13 protein-coding genes, 1 tRNA gene and 1 pseudogene are annotated in these 15,434 nt (G+C 72.6%); 7 read left to right on the forward strand and 8 right to left on the reverse strand.

The genetic code is table 11. The features are described 5' to 3' along the window. A pseudogene (locus HIR71_RS17080) lies at positions 1–1,381 on the forward strand (hypothetical protein); the annotation flags it as partial. Positions 1,382–1,440: 59 nt separating this feature from the next. Here the strand turns inward: HIR71_RS17080 and HIR71_RS00010 are convergent. After that, positions 1,441–2,418, reverse strand: a complete 978-nt coding sequence (locus HIR71_RS00010; RefSeq protein ID WP_169322829.1) for a ribonucleotide-diphosphate reductase subunit beta — start codon at positions 2,416–2,418, stop codon at positions 1,441–1,443. Positions 2,419–2,501: 83 nt separating this feature from the next. Then, on the reverse strand, positions 2,502–5,393 hold the full coding sequence (locus HIR71_RS00015; RefSeq protein ID WP_169322830.1) for a ribonucleoside-diphosphate reductase subunit alpha: 2,892 nt from the start codon (positions 5,391–5,393) through the stop codon (positions 2,502–2,504). Positions 5,394–6,142: 749 nt separating this feature from the next. On the opposite strand from HIR71_RS00015, the gene HIR71_RS00020 reads away from it, so the two are divergent. The 3 genes from HIR71_RS00020 to HIR71_RS00030 all read left to right on the forward strand — a co-directional run bounded on the left by HIR71_RS00020 (position 6,143) and on the right by HIR71_RS00030 (position 8,771). Beyond that, a complete protein-coding gene (locus tag HIR71_RS00020; RefSeq protein ID WP_169322571.1) occupies positions 6,143–7,177 on the forward strand; it encodes a methionine ABC transporter ATP-binding protein in 1,035 nt (344 codons plus the stop codon). Then, entirely contained in the window at positions 7,174–7,851 is a 678-nt protein-coding gene (locus tag HIR71_RS00025; protein ID WP_169322572.1) for a methionine ABC transporter permease, read from the forward strand. Before HIR71_RS00020 ends, HIR71_RS00025 begins: the two co-directional genes overlap by 4 nt. Positions 7,852–7,934: 83 nt before the next feature. Then, entirely contained in the window at positions 7,935–8,771 is an 837-nt protein-coding gene (locus HIR71_RS00030; RefSeq protein ID WP_169322573.1) for a MetQ/NlpA family ABC transporter substrate-binding protein, read from the forward strand. A gap of 80 nt (positions 8,772–8,851) precedes the next feature. Here HIR71_RS00030 and HIR71_RS00035 read toward each other — a convergent pair whose 3' ends face one another. Together HIR71_RS00035 and upp are read right to left on the reverse strand one after the other, a co-directional pair. Beyond that, entirely contained in the window at positions 8,852–9,058 is a 207-nt protein-coding gene (locus HIR71_RS00035) for a hypothetical protein (RefSeq protein WP_169322574.1), read from the reverse strand. Positions 9,059–9,324: 266 nt separating this feature from the next. Then, complete coding sequence (gene upp / locus HIR71_RS00040) at positions 9,325–9,960, reverse strand: uracil phosphoribosyltransferase (protein ID WP_169322575.1); 636 nt, start codon at positions 9,958–9,960, stop codon at positions 9,325–9,327. Positions 9,961–10,076: 116 nt separating this feature from the next. On the opposite strand from upp, the gene tadA reads away from it, so the two are divergent. Further along, on the forward strand, positions 10,077–10,538 hold the full coding sequence (gene tadA, locus HIR71_RS00045) for a tRNA adenosine(34) deaminase TadA (RefSeq protein WP_311835989.1): 462 nt from the start codon (positions 10,077–10,079) through the stop codon (positions 10,536–10,538). A gap of 43 nt (positions 10,539–10,581) precedes the next feature. On the opposite strand, the gene HIR71_RS00050 is transcribed toward tadA, so the two are convergent. After that, positions 10,582–11,466, reverse strand: a complete 885-nt coding sequence (locus HIR71_RS00050) for an NAD-dependent protein deacetylase (RefSeq protein WP_169322576.1) — start codon at positions 11,464–11,466, stop codon at positions 10,582–10,584. Positions 11,467–11,551: 85 nt separating this feature from the next. Between HIR71_RS00050 and HIR71_RS00055 the strand changes: the two genes are divergently transcribed. Continuing rightward, positions 11,552–11,638: transfer RNA gene (locus HIR71_RS00055), tRNA-Ser, on the forward strand. A 126-nt stretch (positions 11,639–11,764) separates the two neighbouring features. Here the strand turns inward: HIR71_RS00055 and HIR71_RS00060 are convergent. Both HIR71_RS00060 and HIR71_RS00065 read right to left on the reverse strand, forming a co-directional pair. Further along, positions 11,765–12,040: a DUF2277 domain-containing protein gene (locus HIR71_RS00060; protein WP_169322577.1), complete on the reverse strand. Its 276-nt coding sequence runs from the start codon at positions 12,038–12,040 to the stop codon at positions 11,765–11,767. A gap of 102 nt (positions 12,041–12,142) precedes the next feature. Next, positions 12,143–13,354 (reverse strand): ScyD/ScyE family protein, encoded by a 1,212-nt coding sequence (locus tag HIR71_RS00065; protein ID WP_169322578.1) that lies wholly within the window; start codon positions 13,352–13,354, stop codon positions 12,143–12,145. Positions 13,355–13,591: 237 nt separating this feature from the next. Here HIR71_RS00065 and HIR71_RS00070 point away from each other — a divergent pair, with 237 nt between their 5' ends. Further along, positions 13,592–14,521, forward strand: coding sequence for an Fpg/Nei family DNA glycosylase (locus HIR71_RS00070; protein ID WP_169322579.1), 930 nt, complete (start codon positions 13,592–13,594; stop codon positions 14,519–14,521). Positions 14,522–14,546: 25 nt separating this feature from the next. Here the strand turns inward: HIR71_RS00070 and HIR71_RS00075 are convergent, their stop codons facing one another. Next, the gene (locus HIR71_RS00075) at positions 14,547–15,398 is read right to left on the reverse strand and encodes a hypothetical protein (RefSeq protein ID WP_311835990.1); all 852 of its coding nucleotides are present in this window, start codon (positions 15,396–15,398) and stop codon (positions 14,547–14,549) included. Positions 15,399–15,434: the final 36 nt, after the last annotated feature.

Raw genomic sequence — 15,434 nt, forward strand, 5'->3', positions numbered from 1 at the left:
CGCGGCTGCCGGTGGCGCGGCTGCCGGAGCGGCCGCGGGTGGCGCGGCTGCCGGAGCGGCCGGCGGTGCCGCCGTGGGTGGTGCTGCGACGGCCGGCGGGGTTGCCGGCGGCCTGGCTGCGGGTGGAGCGGCTGTCGGTGGTGCGACGGCGGGTGGAGCGGCTGTCGGTGGGGCGGCGGCAGGACTCGGCGGGCTGTCGGGGGCCGGCCTGCTGGGCGGCGCGGGTGTGCTGGGGTCGACCGGGACGGCGGGCATCCTCACCGGAGTCGGGAGCGTCGCAGGGGCCACGGCGGCTACGGCTGCGACCGTGGGCACCGTCGCGGCGTCGGGCCCGGCCGGCGTCATGAGCGCGGTGGTCGCTGGGGTGGTGGGGGCATCTCTCGCGGTCGGTGGCGCGACGGGTGCGTTCACGGAGGACAACCGTTCCGCGCGGCACGCGACAACCGTCGCCGCTGCGGAGCGAGCACCTGCGGCGGCGACGCCGGTGGTCGCCGGCGCGCCGGTCCAGGTGCCCGTCCCCGGGCAGCCCTCGCCGAGCGCGGGCACCAGCGGGCAGCCCTCGCCGAGGGCGGGCACCAGCGCCGCCGACGACCTCAGGCCCGCAGCAGAGCCGACTCCACCCGCATCGACGGGCACGACGACGGCCAGCGGGCCGACCGCGGCGCCGGAGGCCGCTCCGGCCGGCGAGCCGACGCCGACCGCCGAGCCAGAGCCTGTGCTCCCGCCCGCGGATCCAGCACCTGCCGAGCCTCTACCCGCAGACCCGGTGCCGGCCGACCCGCCGCCTACGGACCCAGCTCCCGCGGGGACCCCTTCCGCGGGGAACCCTTCCGCGGGGAACCCTTCCGCGAAGAACCCGGCCGCGGAGAACCCGGCCGCGGAGAACCCGGCCGCGGAGAACCCGGCCTCCGAGGGGAGCCCACCGGCCGCCGATCCGGCGTCGTCCGGCGAGTCCCGGCCGTCGGGCGACGCGCCGACGTCGGGTGATCCCGGCGTCGGAGGCGGTGCGGCGACCCCTGCCTCGTTCGACGCCGCACCCGCCGCCGACCTCGTGCTCACGGCCGGTCGCCTCGGTGATCTGGCGTTCGTCATCGCGAATCGCGGCTCTCTGGCGGCCTTCGGCGTCACCGCCCTGCTCGACCTGCCCCACGGCGTCAGCTTCGCCGATCCCGAGACGTCACCGTGGGCCTGCGACGGCGGGCCGAGCGAGGTGCTGTGCCGGCTCCCGCAGCTGGCGGGACGCTCGGCCGTTGGCTTGGTCGTGACGGTCGCCGCCTCCGAGACCGTGGACGCCACCGCGGCGGCCGGCCTCGGGCTCACGCTCCGCTCCGGCGAGGTGTCGGAGCAGTACCGGATGGTCGTGGCGATCGGCGCGGTGTGACCGTGCCACGCGTCTCCGTCGCAGCCACCGGGTGCTACGGCGCACCGGGTGCGGGGGCGTCAGCTCCCTGATCGCGCGTTGACCTCGTAGGAGGTGTTCGTGGCCTCGAAGAAGTTGACGAGCTGCAGGGTGTCGTTGGCGGCAGCCATCCACTTCGCGGGGTTTGACACCCTGTAGTGCGGGTCGAAGCCGAGCTCCTCGAGGCGACGGTCGGCCAGGTACTTGACGTACTGGTTCACGTACTCGGCGTTGAGGCCGAGGATCCCGTTCGGCAGCAGGTCGCGGTTGTACTGCTCCTCCATCACCACGGCGTCGAGGATCATCTGGCGGATCTCGTCCGCGAACTCCTGCGTCTGCAGGTCCTCGTTCTCCTCGAGCACCGTGAGGATGAGGTTGATCCCGAACTTCAGGTGCAGGGACTCGTCCCGGACGATCCAGTCCATGAGCGACCCGAAGTTCCGGAGCAGGTTCCGCTGCCGAAAGCTCAGCGCCACCATGAACCCCGAGTAGAACCAGATGCCCTCGAGGATGATGTTGTACGCGACGAGGTTCCGGACGAAGTCCCGTTTGCCCTCCGTCGTCGTGATGTCGAGCCGCTCTTCCGTCATGCGCTTGATGTACTTCACCTCGAAGGCCTCCTTGGCGGCCATCGAGGGAACCGTGACGTGCGACTCGTACGCCTCGGTCCGGTCGATCGGGAACGTCTCGAGGACGTACTCGAACGACATGCAGTGGTTGGCCTCCTCCCACATCTGCTTCGCGAGGTACAGGTGCGCCTCGGGAGCGTTGATGTAGGGGTACACGCCGAACGCGAGCGCCTTGTTCACGAGGAGCTCGTTGGGGTTGAAGTACGACATCAGGAACGTGACGGCGTGCTTCTCCTGGTCCGTCATGCGCTTGAAGTCCGCGAGGTCCTCGCCGAGCTGGATCTCGTTCGGGAACCACGTGTTCGCGACGGCCTGCTCGTACAGGTCCATGGCCCACTGGTACCGGACCGGCTTGAGCAGCAGGCCTTCCGAGATCCCGGTGCCGAGCATCTGGTGAGACAAGAGGTTCTCCTTCGGGTGCGGCGGCCGACCGGAGGGGAGCCGGCCGCCGGCGGGCGGGGACGGTCAGGTGGCTACTGGCACGAGTCGCACTGCAGCCGTTCCATGGGGTCGACCGGGCAGGCGACGCCGTCGACCATCTCGAGGTCGTCCTGCCCGGTCGGGACGGGCTCGATCGCGGGAAGGGCTGCGACCCCGTTCGGGACGGTGAAGCCCGACGGCGCGGCCTCAGCAGGGACAGGACCAGGCGCGGGAGCAGCGGCGGCAGCCGGAGCCGGTTGAGCTACAGGGGCCGAGGCGGTTGGCGACGCCACCGCGCCGAAGCCGCGCGCACGTGTCCGCGGAGCGGGGACGGCACCCGCTGCACCGTCGACCGGGTTCACGGGGTCGATCGGAACGGAGTCGACCCGAACGGCATCGACCGGAACGGCGTCGACGGAACCAGCGCCGACCGGACCAGCGCCGACCGATTCGACCGCATCGGCCGGGGCGGCGGGCGCCGTCGTGCCCGTGGCCTTGCCGAAGCCGAATCCCCGGCGCGGTGACGGCGACGCGGAGGTCGCGGTCGGCGCCGGGACCGTGCCGATCGGCGTGCCCGACGGTCGCGCCTCCGCCTTGTTGACCCGCACGGTCGACTGCTCCGCCGTGTGCCGCGGCTTCACGTGGAGGTAGTACGTCGTCTTGACGCCGCGCTCCCAGGCCGCGGAGTAGAGCCTCGCCATCTGGGAGACGTCGCGCGTCTCGAGGTAGATGTTCCGGCTGATCGCCTGGTCGATCCACTTCTGGGCCCGGGCCGCGACCTCGATGAACGCGTACGGGGTGAGCTGGAACGACGTCCTGTAGACCTCGCGCAGGTGGTCGGGCACGCCGGGGACCTGGCTCAGGTCACCCTGGGCGGCGAGCAGGTGGTCCCGCACCTGCTCCCAGAGACCGAGCCGCTGCAGGTCGTGGACCAGGTTGCGGTTCACCTCGAGGAACTTCCCGGAGCTGGTCGCCCGCGAGAAGATCTGCGAGAACTGCGGGTCGAGCCCCGGCGTCGTGCCTGCGACGAGGCCGATCGACGCCGTCGGAGCGATCGCCATGAGCGTCGCGTTCCGCATCCCGGCGCGAACCTTCTCCCGCAGCACGTCCCAGTCGAGGCGCATGGTGCGGTCGACCTGGACGGGCACGCCGCGGTCGGCCTCGACCCGGGCGATCGTGTCGAACGGGACCAGCCCCTTCGACCAGCCCGACCCCTCGAAGTGCGCGTACGACCCGCGCTCGCGCGCGAGACCGGCGCTCGCGTCGATCGCGTGGTAGCTGATGAACTCGACGAGCTCGTCGATCAGCGCGTACGCCTCCTCGGACTCGTACGCGTAGCCGAGCCGCTCGGTCACGTCGGTGAAGCCCATGATCCCGAGCCCGACGGCGCGGTTCTCCCTGTTCGCGTGCTCCGACTCGGAGACCGAGGACAGCGTGATGTCGACGAGGTTGTCGAGCTGCCGGACGGCGAGCTCGACCGACGTCCTCATGCGGTCCCAGTCGAAGGCCAGGGCGCCGGGCTCTCCGCCCTCGGTGCCCGGCGCGGGCACGAGGTGCTCGGAGAGGTTGATCGACGCGAGGTTGCAGACCGCGATGTTGTCCCGGTCCTGGGGCAGGCAGATCTCGGTGCAGAGGTTCGAGAGGTGGATCGTGCCCGTGTTGTCGTTGAGCGCCCGGAGGTTGATCGTGTCCTTCCACGTCAGCCACGGGTGCGACGTGGTCTGGAGCGTCACGAGGATCGCGTTGTACTGCTCGCGCGCCTTGATGCGCTTGAACGCGCGCATGCGGCCCGCCTCGGCCATCGACACGTAGGAGGCGTACCGCTCCGAGAACGCGGAGCCGACCAGCTCGACGAGGTCGGGCGTCTCAGCCGGGTCGAACAGGTACCAGTCGGCGTCGGCCGCGACGCGCTTCATGAACTCGTCAGAGATCCACACGGCGGTGTTGGCCGTGCGCGTGCGCCGGTACGGGTCGCCCGAGTTCTGACGCAGGTCCAGGAACTGGTCGAAGTCGAGGTGCCAGTTCTCCATGTAGAACGCCAGCGCGCCGAACTTCTTGCCCCCGCGCGAGACCGCGCGGAGCGTCGAGTCGATCGTGTGCATGAACGGGATCGGGCCCGTCGACGCCGTGTTGTTGGACCGGATCGGCGACCCCTCGGACCGCAGCTTGGTGACCGACAGCCCGATGCCGCCGGTCCCCTTGGTCAGCCACATCACGTCACGAACGGACTTCGCGATGTGCTCGATGTCGTCCTCCATCTGCATGACGAAGCAGTTGGAGAGCTGGGGGTAGGACGTGCCCGCGTTGACCAGGGTCGACCCGGCCGGCAGGTAGTCGAGGCGCGAGATCTTGTCGTAGAAGCGGATCGCCCACTGCGTCGGTTCCGTCTCGTTCAGCGCGAGCCCCATCGACACGCGCATCCAGAAGTACTGCGGCACCTCGAGCGCGCGGCCCTTGCGGTCGTTGATCATGTAGCGGTTCCGCATGGTGACCGTGCCGATGTAGCGCAGCAGGTCGTCACGCGACGGGTCGATCGCCGCGGCGAGGCGGTCGAGGTCGAAGTGGGTGACCAGCCGCTCGTCGAGCAGGCCCTGCTCGACGGCTTCGCGGATGTAGCCGGGGAAGCGCGCCCGGTGCAGCAGCACCATCTCGACGTCGCTCTCGTAGTTGCCCAGCACGCGCTTGTTGATCACCTTGCGCAGCAGTCGGGCGGCGATCGTGTCGAAGTCGGGGTCGTCCTTGACGTTCTGGACCGCGACGCCGATGGCGGCCTCGTCGAGCTGCTCGGTGGTGATCCCGTCGAAGAGCGTGATGGCGAGCTCGGCCGCGACCTGCATCGCCTTCGCGACGTGGTCGTCGAGGCCCGCCGCAGCCTTCACGATCGCCTGGTTGATCTTGTCCGCGTTGTAGAGCTCGCGGGTGCCGTCGCGCTTGGTGACGTGGATCTGCCCGGGCTTCGCGCTGTCGAGCGGCGAGCTCGGCTCCGAGGTCCCGGGGGCGCCCGCCCCCGAGGTCCCGGGGGCCCCCGCCCCCGAGGCGCCGCCGGGGCTGACGGCGGCGGTCAGGGCGTCCTTGGACGGGTCGGTGATGGTCACGGCGCTAGGTCCTCGCGACTGCTGGTGATGAACGACCCGGGCGGGCCGACTGGCTTCGACGGTCGGTCACCGGTCAGTACCCGGCACGCGATCTGGACGACGACGCTATCCCGCGACCGGTCTCGGGGCAATGACCGGCGCGCTAGATGTAGTGGTCTCATGAACAACCACCCACAACATGTGCGTATTCCTGTGCACGGCATTGTGGATCGCTGTGGACGACCGTGGCTGAGCTGTGCATACGTCCCATCGTCCTCCGAGGGTCTGACATCGTCGGCCCAGCCCGGGCGCACCGGCGTCCCGGCGGATCGAGACGCGCTGTCCGCCTGATGGACACAGTCATCCCACGACTTGCCGCGTGCGACACTGGGCGCATGCCTCCCACCCGGACCACTGCTCGCTGCGCGGCGACTGCCGCGGGGCGAATGTGCTGCCCGGGCACGCGCTGCTGTTGAGCTGAGCGCTCCCGCGGCGCGCTGAGCAGCGCCGCTCCGGACGGTCCGCCGTCCCCCGACCCGCCCCCGGCACAGCCGCCACGCGACCCGCACCCGGCCACCGCGCCGTCGTCGGCCGCCCCACCGCACCCCCGCGAGGACCTCATGAGCGAGCCCCGAGGCGCACGCCCGCAGATCGAGCCCCAGGGCGCGCGCCCGCAGATCGAGCTGCGTGCGCTGCGCAAGGTGTACCCGACCCCCGGCCGCGACGTCGTCGCGCTCGACGGCATCGACCTGAGCGTGCCGCGCGGGGCGATCCACGGGATCGTCGGTCGTTCCGGTGCGGGGAAGTCGACGCTGATCCGCTGCCTCACCGGGCTCGAGCGGCCGACGTCGGGGTCGGTCACGGTGGACGGCGAGGTGCTCTCCGACCTGCCCGAGTCGCGCCTGCGCAGCGCGCGCCGGCGTATCGGCATGGTGTTCCAGCACGTCAACCTGTTCGACTCGCGCACGATCGCGGCGAACGTGGCGTACCCGCTCGAGGTCGCCGGGGTGCCGAAGGCGCAACGTGCCGTCCGGGTCGCCGAGCTCCTCGACCTCGTCGGGCTGGGCGAGCGGGCCGACGCCTACCCCGCGCAGCTCTCGGGCGGCCAGAAGCAGCGCGTCGGCATCGCCCGCGCGCTCGCGACCGAGCCGGCGGTGCTGCTGTGCGACGAGCCGACGTCGGCGCTCGACTCCGCGACGACGCGCCAGATCCTCGCCCTCATCCGCGACCTGCGCGACCGGCTCGGGATCACGGTCGTGCTCATCACCCACGAGATGGGGGTGGTCCGCGAGATCTGCGACTCGGTGACGCTGCTCGAGCACGGGCGCGTCGTCGAGCACGGGCCGCTCGGTGAGGTGGTCGGTGCGTACGGGTCCCGGCTCGCGCGCGAGCTGATCCCGGTCCCCGACCTCCCGCTGGGCGACGAGCGCTCGCTCGTCGAGGTGGCCTACTCGACCGACGACGTCGCGACGCACGACGTGCTCGCGGCCGTCGCCGACCTGGGCACCCAGGTCGAGATCGCCGCGGGCACGATCGAGACCCTCGCCGGCCGCCGGGTCGGACGGCTCCAGCTCGACCTGCCCGCCGACGAGGTCACCGCCGCGCTCGGGCGGCTGCACGCGGCCGGCGTCCACGCGGAGGTGGCGACCCGATGAGCTGGTGGGACGAGCTCGCGAACAACCGCGTCATCCAGCAGATGCTGCCCGAGGCGACCTACGAGACGGTCGCGATGGTCGCGGTGTCCTCGCTGCTGACGGCGCTGGTCGGGCTCCCGCTCGGCGTGCTGCTCCACGCCACCGCCCCCGGCGGCCTCGCTCCCCAGCGGGTGGTGAGCTCCGTCGTCGGCGTCGTGGTCAACTTCGGGCGGTCGGTGCCGTTCCTGATCCTCATGATCGCGGTGATCCCGTTCACCCGCTGGGTCGTGGGCACGTCGCTCGGCTGGGAGGCGGCCGTCGTCCCGCTGACCCTCGGAGCGATCCCGTTCTACGCGCGCCTGGTCGAGACCGCGCTGCGCGAGGTGAGCCCCGGGAAGGTCGAGGCCGCCCGCGTCATGGGCTCGACACGGACCAAGATCATCGGCGGCGTGCTCGTGCGCGAGGCGCTCCCGGCGATCGTCGCGGGGCTCACGGTGACCGTGATCGCGCTGGTCGGGTACTCCGCCATGGCAGGCGTGATCGGCGGCGGGGGGCTCGGTGCGCTCGCGATCTCGTACGGCTACCAGCGCTTCGACCCGTCCGTGATGATCGCGTGCGTCGCCGTGATCACCGTCCTCGTCGTGGCCGTCCAGGTGATCGGGGACCTGACGGCCCGCCGACTCGACCACCGCTGAGGCCGCCCGGACCGACCCGGACGGACGCCGCCCGACCCTCGCCTCGGCGCCCGCCCGGGCGCTCGTACGAAAGGAACACCTCCATGAAGTACCCGAAGGCTCTCGCCCTGGCCGCCGCCGCTGCCCTCGCGCTCACCGCGTGCGGGAGCGCGGACCCGGCGGGCGACTCGCCGACCGCCGACGCCGACGGCGTCACGACCCTGGTCGTGGGCGCCAGCCCCACCCCGCACGCCGAGATCCTCGAGTTCGTCGACAGCGAGCTCGCCGCCGACGCGGGGCTGGACCTCGAGATCGAGACGTTCGACGACTACGTGCTGCCGAACACCGCTCTCGCCGAAGGTGAGCTCGACGCGAACTACTTCCAGCACCTTCCGTACTTCGAGTCGCAGGTCGAGGCGCAGGGTTACGACTTCGCCCGCTTCGAGGGCGTCCACATCGAGCCGTACGCGCTGTACTCGGAGAAGTACACCTCGCTCGACGCGATCCCGGACGGCGCGACGATCGGGATCACCAACGACCCGGGCAACCAGCCGCGCGCGCTCGACCTGCTCGTGGCGAACGACCTGATCACCCTCGAGGACACCGGCGACGTGGAGCCGACGCTGCTCGACATCGCCGACAACCCGAGGAACCTCGAGTTCATCGAGACCGCGCCGGAGCAGCTGGCACGCGCGCTCCAGGACGTCGACGCGGCGATCATCAACGGGAACTTCGCGCTCGAGGCGGGTCTGAACCCGGCCACCGACTCGCTCGTGATCGAGTCGGGCGAGGACAACCCGTACGCCAACTTCCTCGCCGTCCGCGCGGAGGACAAGGACAACGAGGCGATCGTGAAGCTCGACGAGCTGCTGCACTCGCCCGAGGTCAAGGCCTTCATCGAGGAGCGCTGGCCCGACGGCGAGGTCATCGCGGCGTTCTGAGCCGACGACGTCCGACGACGGGGCGGGACCTTCGCGGGTCCCGCCCCGTCACGCGTCCGGGTAGGCGCAGGGGAGCGGGGTCAGTGCTCGGGCGTCGTCAGCGACAGGGTCGTGACGGTGTCCGCACGGGGGAGCAGCTCGTCGGCGAGCTCCTTGAGGGTCTCCGCGGCCTCGACCAGCTCGCGCAGGGCGGCGGGGTCGTTGCGGAAGGCGTCGTCGTCGACGTCGACCGTGAGCACGAAGCCGGCGCCGTGCGGCGCGGTCGGGGTGGCGTCGGTGGTGGGCACAGGGGCGAGGGTGTTCTTCACGGGAGGCTCTCAGTCAGGGGGCCGGCGGGTGACACGCGCCGAGCTGGATCGGTCGGACCGGGTCGCAGTCAGGACCGACAGCACGTGACGGACGCGGATGCGGCGGCGCGCAGGTACGCCGGTTCGGCGTCGGGCGCGTGCGGCGGGCGGGTCACGTGGTCCAGCCTGCCAGCCGTCACCGACACGGCCAAAGGAAATCCACCGCGTCTCACGCCCTGGGCGGCGGGGTCCCGAGGCGGGTCGGGTCAGACGACGCCGTACAGGCGGTCGCCCGCGTCGCCGAGGCCGGGCACGATGTACGCCTTCTCGTCGAGCCGCTCGTCGACCGCCGCGACCACGACCTTGACGTCGACCCGGTCGCCCACCGCCTTCTCGAGCACGTCGAGCCCCTCGGGCGCGGCCAGCAGGCAGACGGCGGTGACGTCGCGCGCGCCCCGGTCGAACAGGAAGTCGATCGCGGCGACGAGCGTGCCGCCGGTCGCGAGCATCGGGTCGAGCAGGAAGCACTGGCGGCCCGAGAGGTCCTCGGGGAGCCGGTTGGCGTACGTGATGGCCTCGAGCGTGGTCTCGTCGCGCTGCATCCCCAGGAACCCGACCTCGGCGGTCGGCAGCAGCCGCGTCATGCCGTCGAGCATGCCGAGGCCCGCGCGCAGGATCGGGACGACGAGCGGTCGGGGGCCGGCGATCTTCGTGCCGACGGTCTCGGCGACCGGCGTCGTGATCGAGTGGGGCTCGGTGCGGACCTCGCGCGTCGCCTCGTACGCCAGGAGCGTGACCAGCTCGTCGACCAGGAGCCGGAAGGTGGGTGACTCGGTGTCCTGGTTCCGCAGGACGGTGAGCTTGTGGGCGACGAGCGGGTGGTCCGCGACGTGCAGGCGCATGGCGCCAAACCTACCGCCCCGCTCGTCACACGTTGCGTCCGCACTCGAGGGGGTCAGGGCCCCACGGAGTGCGGACGTTGCGGGGACGGGACGGTGGCGTGGGGGAGGATGGCGGCGTGCTGGGGACCGACGACGACGCGCGGTGGATGGGTCTGGCCCTCGCCGAGGCGCGACTCGCGCTGGCGTCGGCCGACGTGCCGGTGGGCGCCGTCGTCGTCGGGCCTGGCGGCGCCGTGGTGGGCCGCGGGCACAACGCGCGCGAGGCCGCCGCCGACCCGACCGCGCACGCCGAGCTGCTCGCGCTCCGGGAGGCGTCCGCGACGCTCGGCCGGTGGCGGCTCGACGACTGCACGCTCGTGGTGACGCTCGAGCCGTGCCTGATGTGCGCCGGGGCGACCGTGCTGGCGCGTGTGCCCCGGCTCGTCCTCGGCGCGTGGGACCCGAAGGCGGGTGCGTGCGGGTCGCAGTGGGACGTGGTGCGCGACCGCCGGGTCAACCACCGCGTCGAGGTCGTCGGCGGCGTGCGCGAGGCGGAGTGCGCGGCCCTCCTGCGCGAGTTCTTCGCCCGCCACCGCTGAGCCGTCGCCCGACGGGGGCGGACTCCGGGAGGTTCTTGCGCTTCTACGCGCTGAAACCGCCCTCGGGCGCAGCGAGACGGGGGGTCGGGAGCTCGCTGGCCAGGCGGGTCAGGGTCTCGGACGTGCCGGCGTCGACCTTGACCGTCGCGAGCGGGTCGCCGCGGGTCGCGCCACGGTTGACGATCACGACCGGTGTCCCGCGCCTGGCCGCGTGGCGCACGAACCGCAGCCCCGACATCACGGTGAGCGACGACCCGGCAACCAGCAGCGACCCGGCGTCGTCCACCATCGCGTAGGCGCGTTCGACGCGCTCGCGCGGCACGTTCTCGCCGAAGTAGACGATCTCGGGCTTGAGGACACCGCCGCAGCGCTCGCAGTCGGCGGGCACGAAGTGCGACGTGGCCTCGATGACGGCGTCGGCGTCGGGCGCGATCTCGACGTCGCCCACCTCGCCGACCGACTCGAGGAACCCCGGGTTGAGCGCCTCGAGCCGCTCGGCGAGCTCCGCACGCGGGATGACGGTGCCGCAGCTGAGGCAGATCACGCGGTCGTAGCGCCCGTGCAGGTCGATGACGTTCCGCGAGCCGGCCTCCTCGTGCAGCAGGTCGACGTTCTGGGTGATCACGCCGACGACGACGCCGCGCGCCTCCATCGCGGCCAGCGCGCGGTGGCCGGGGTTGGGTCGGGTGCGGTGCACGTGCGCCCAGCCGACGTGGTTGCGCGCCCAGTAGTGGCGGCGGAACGCGGGGTCGCCGACGAACTGCTGGTAGGTCATGGGCGTGCGGGGCGGTGAGTCCGGGCCGCGGTAGTCCGGGATGCCGGAGTCGGTCGAGAGACCCGCACCGGTGAGCACGGCCAGGCGGCGACCGGCGAGCACGTCGAGCGCGCGCGCGACGTCGTCCTCGGGCTGGAGGGTCGGCTGCGTCACCGCACGAGGGTACGTCCGGGTCTCCCGTCGGGCTGGGGCACGCTCGATTCGGACTGAGCGGCCCGGAGCCGGTATCGTTCCCCGCGGTAGCGTGTCCGAGCGGCCTAAGGAGCACGCCTCGAAAGCGTGTGTGGGTGAAAGTCCACCGTGGGTTCAAATCCCACCGCTACCGCGCTCGATGTCCCCGGACGCCACCCGGCAGGACCCGGACCCTCGCGAGGGTCCGGGTCCTTCGTCGTGCAGGCGTCGGACGTCGTGCGGGCCGTCCGACGCGCGCGGGCCGGCGCAGGGAGCCGGCTCAGGCGCTGGCGGCGTACCTGTCGGCCGAGCGGGCCTTCCGCTTGGCGGCCTCGACCTCGCGGTCCTTCGGCGGGGCGTTCGTGACGAGCGCCTCGAGCAGGTGGTGCGTCGCGTGCGCCACCTCCTCGACCGCGCGGTCGAACGCCTCGCGGTTCGCCTGCGACGGCTTGGTGGTCCCGCTGACCTTGCGCACGAACTGGAGCGCCGCGGCGTGGACCTCGTCGCTGGTCGCGTGCGGCTCGAAGTTGTGCAGCGGTCGGATGTTTCGGCACATGCCTTCGAGGCTACGCCGGAGCAGGCCGACGCCCCAGGCCCGCGAGCCGCTCGCGCCCGTGGCCGCGACGTCGCCGGCCACGGGCTCGTGTGCGCGGCACGATCAGCCGAGCGGGACCCGGATGATCTCCCCCTCACCGGCGACGATCGACCGGTTCGCGATGTACGCGTGGTCGCCGCGCACCGCGAGGCCGCCCGGCGCGAACAGGGGATCCGTGAGCAGCGTGGTGTGCTGGCCCGTCTTGCGATCCACCTGGATCAGCTCCCCGGTCCAGTCGCCCGAGCCGAGGATCAGCACGTCGAACAGGCTGGTCCGGGCGATCTCCAGCACGAGCAGATCGCCGTCGTCGGTGAAGGCCAGGTCGATGATGTGCGTGAACCCGTCGGCATAGACCGTCGGTGCCTGACCGGGCTTGACGCGCCAGACCGTCGCCGTCCCGGTCGTGAAGGGGAAACCGGTGAGCTGGCCGACGTAGAACGCGCCGTCGGGCCCGGGGGTGACGGCGTTCGGCACCGGCTGGGCGCGGACCATCTCGCCCGGGGGTGCGAAGGGGTTCTGCACCGGCGCCTCGCTCTCGAACACTGCGAGGACGTCGACGCTGCCGTCGCGGTCGACCTGGAGCAGCGAGTTGCCTCCGGCGTCGGCGACGACGCGCTTGTTGCCGCGTGCGGCGATCGCGTAGGGGTTGGTGTCGATCAGCCCGAGGTCGGGGAAGACCTGGTCCGGGTTCTCCGCGCTCTCGAACGCCGCGATGTCGGCGAGCTTCTCGACGGCCCCGTCCTCGACGTCGACCCAGTTCACCGACGCGAGCTGCCGCGCGAGGTCGCTGCCGCCGAGGCCGCCGCCGGATGCGCCCGGGTCGGTCGCGATGATCCCGGGGTCGGCGCCGAGCCCGATCGTCGCGAGCAGCCGGCCCTGGCTGTCGAACGCGACGTCGGAGGGGCCGATGGCGTTGTCGCCCGTGCCGGCGAGCCCGAGCGAGGGCAGGCCGGTGACCACGTCCACGAGGGAGCCGTCACCGTGCTGGTGGCCATGGCGGTCGAGGCCGAGCTGCAGCTTCGAGATCGCGCCCGTGGGTCCGAGGCAGGTGGGCCCTTCGGCTCCCGCGAAGCAGGGGCCGTCGCCGCCCGCGCCGGACTGCGCGACGTACAGGTCGCCCGAGCGCGAGAAGGCCAGCCCGCGGGGGTTGTCGAGGCCGTCCGCGAGGACCGTGACGTCGTCGGGGTCGACCGCTGCCGCCACCGAGCCGACGCCCAGGGGTAGCACGAGACATGTGGTGACAGCCCCGATGAGGGCCGTGCGGAGTCGATGCATGGCAGACCTCCACCCGCGGGTCGACCCTGGCTGACGTGCCGAGGACGGGTCGGTGATGGGGGGCGCGTGTCGATGCCACCCGCGGCCCTGCCACTGTCCCGCCGCACTCCTGGATGCGTCAATTGCCCGGAACCTCCCGGTTTACGCCCGCTCGGACCGCCCGCGGTCAGGCGACGCCGGCGAGCACCGCGACGAGCGCCGCGCGACGAGCGCCGCGCGCCGCGTAGCCTCGTGACCGTGCCCGAGGGTCATACCGTCCACCGCATCGCGCTCCAGTTCCGCGCCGACTTCGTCGGGCACCGCATCGCCGCCAGCTCACCGCAGGGGCGCTTCGCCGCGGGAGCCGCGCTGCTGGACGGGTCGACGATGGTCGAGTCCCGGGCGATCGGCAAGCAGCTCTTCCTCGGGTTCGACGACGACCGCTGGCTCCGCGTGCACCTCGGCCTCTACGGGGCCTGGGACTTCCGCGGCCGCATCTCACCGGTCCACCCGGAGAGCCCTGTGCTCGGCTCGATGGGCGCACCGCGCGCGGCGCGGGCCGTGCGGATGGGCGAGGGCGAGCTGCCGCTCCGCGACGGCGACGACGTCGCCGCGCCCGAGTTCCCGCCGCCGCCGATCGGCCAGGTCCGCGTGCGGCTGCTGACGGAGGAGAGCCTCGCGGACCTGCGCGGTCCGACGGCGTGCGAGGTGCTTCAGCCGGACGAGGTCGCCGTCGCGATGGCCCGCCTCGGCCCGGACCCGATGGTCGACCCCGGCCCCGAGGCGGAGGCCGTCTTCGTCGAGCGCCTGACGTCGCGCGCGACGCCCGTCGGCCAGCTGCTCATGGACCAGGCCGTCGTGAGCGGGATCGGCAACGTCTACCGCGCCGAGATCCTGTTCCGCGCGCGCCTCGACCCGCACACCCGCGGGCGCACAGTACCGGCCGAGGTCGCGCGCGGGCTGTGGCGCGACTGGACCGAGCTGCTGGCCGACGGCGTGCGGCGCGGCGTCATGATGACGCGCGACGGCCTGGACGACGACGCACACGCCCTCGCGCTCGCGGACCAGACGGCGCGCCACTGGGTCTACAAGCGCGCCGGGCTGCCGTGCTACGTGTGCGGGACGCCGATCCAGGTCGAGACGATGGCCGGTCGGAACCTCTACTGGTGCCCGACCTGCCAGGACTGAACCGGCTCTCGGGGCGCACGCTCCGTCAGACGCCGAGCAGCCGTCGCCACGCGCGGTGGTGGCTGACGGCGATCCCGCGGAAGCCCGGCTCGTCCGCGAGCGCCGCCGCCACGACCCCCGACCCCTCGAGCAGTGCGACCGGACCCTCCTCGTAGAAGGTGTACAGGGCGCCGCCCGCGACCTCGGGCGTCTCGGTCTCGACCCCGACGGCGAACGGCACGCCCGCCTCGACGCTGGCCCGGACCGCGCGCTCGGCCAGCGCCAGGATGCCGCCCACGCCCTGCGCATGATCGGCGTACGCGAGGACGGTCACGGTGTCGGCACGCGCGAGCACGGCGTCGAGGAAGGTCCCGCCGGGCGAACCAGGCAGCGGGTCCCCGGCCTCGTGCGCCAGCCACCACGGGGCGTCCACCTCGACCGGGACGCCGCCCGCGGCCGCCCGCACGGCGTCGAGCACGGCGACGAGCCTGCGCATCGCGGCCGGCTTGTCGACCTCCCACTCGTCCGTGACCCAGGGCTCGACGTCGAGGTGCACGTGGTCGACGCGCCCGGCCGCGAGCGCGTCGGTCAACCAGCGCGCCGCGAGAGCGGGGTCGTCGAGCCACGCGGGGTCGCCACCGAGCGCGCCCACCTCGACCCCGGCGTCGTGCAGGGCCTGCGACGCCGCGCTGAACCAGGCCCCGACGGGACCGGTCCGCGCGTCCCAGGGTGCCGCGAGGTCGACGCGCTCGAGCCCGCCGGCGACGGCGAAGGCCGCGAGCCGCTCGGGCGAGGCGGGCAGGTACCCGCGTCCGCGGGGATCGTCCGCCGGGCTCACCGAGTTGTCCCAGGCCCACATCGCGGTGATCGGGCTGCGTCGTGCGGGGCGGGCGGTCACGGGCCCGACGCTACCCCCGGCGTGCGCGTCGCAGCC

It is taken from the genome of Cellulomonas fimi (assembly GCF_012952065.1).
In the GTDB taxonomy this organism is placed as follows: domain Bacteria; phylum Actinomycetota; class Actinomycetes; order Actinomycetales; family Cellulomonadaceae; genus Pengzhenrongella; species Pengzhenrongella fimi_A.

Coding starts and splice junctions, on each gene's coding strand:
- HIR71_RS00010 (WP_169322829.1), bottom strand. CDS start 2,418: ATGCTCGGCACCGGGATCTCGGAAGGCCTGCTGCTCAAGCCGGTCCGG.
- HIR71_RS00020 (WP_169322571.1), top strand. CDS start 6,143: ATGAGCGAGCCCCGAGGCGCACGCCCGCAGATCGAGCCCCAGGGCGCG.
- HIR71_RS00025 (WP_169322572.1), top strand. CDS start 7,174: ATGAGCTGGTGGGACGAGCTCGCGAACAACCGCGTCATCCAGCAGATG.
- HIR71_RS00030 (WP_169322573.1), top strand. CDS start 7,935: ATGAAGTACCCGAAGGCTCTCGCCCTGGCCGCCGCCGCTGCCCTCGCG.
- upp (WP_169322575.1), bottom strand. CDS start 9,960: ATGCGCCTGCACGTCGCGGACCACCCGCTCGTCGCCCACAAGCTCACC.
- HIR71_RS00060 (WP_169322577.1), bottom strand. CDS start 12,040: ATGTGCCGAAACATCCGACCGCTGCACAACTTCGAGCCGCACGCGACC.
- HIR71_RS00065 (WP_169322578.1), bottom strand. CDS start 13,354: ATGCATCGACTCCGCACGGCCCTCATCGGGGCTGTCACCACATGTCTC.